We start from the raw sequence: 635 nt of genomic DNA, 5'->3' as shown, positions 1-635 counted from the left end.
GTGAGGATGAACAACGCTTCGAACAGGATCGCGAAGTGGTACCAGAACGCCATGGTGTTCTCACCCGGCAGCACCGAGTGCAGGATCTGCGCGATCCCCACCGCCAGCGTCGGCGCACCGCCGGCACGGGCCAGCACGGTGGTCTCGCCGATGTCATTGGCCACCGCCTGCAGCGCTTCGGGGGTGATTGCAAAGCCCCAACTGCTGACGGTCTGCGCCACGCTCACCACGTCACTGCCGACGATCGCCGCCGGACTGTTCATGGCGAAGTACACGCCCGGCTCGATCACCGAAGCGGCCACCATCGCCATGATCGCCACGAAGGACTCCATCAGCATGCCGCCGTAACCGATGTAGCGGGCGTTGACTTCGTTATCGAGCATCTTCGGCGTGGTGCCCGAAGAGATCAGCGCATGGAAACCCGAGACCGCGCCACAGGCGATGGTGATGAACAGGAACGGGAACAGCCCGCCCTTCCACACCGGGCCCGTGCCGTCGGTGAACTGGGTCAGTGCCGGCATTTTCAGCTCGGGCATGGTGACCAGGATGCCGATCGCCAGGGCGACGATGGTGCCGATCTTCAAGAAGGTGGACAGGTAGTCGCGCGGCGCCAGGATCAGCCAGATCGGCAACAC

The 635-nt window shown here is 64.1% G+C and carries 1 protein-coding gene; it reads right to left on the bottom strand.

Annotated elements, in window-relative coordinates:
- Positions 1-635 (bottom strand): carbon starvation CstA family protein (locus MA884_RS27790; protein ID WP_305519697.1); only part of this gene is annotated, 635 nt, incomplete at both ends.

Source organism: Pseudomonas sp. Q11 (assembly GCF_024494355.1).
GTDB lineage: Bacteria > Pseudomonadota > Gammaproteobacteria > Pseudomonadales > Pseudomonadaceae > Aquipseudomonas > Aquipseudomonas hefeiensis.
The sequence above is the reverse complement of the archived record's forward strand: the minus strand, read 5'-3'. Positions and strand labels throughout refer to the sequence as shown.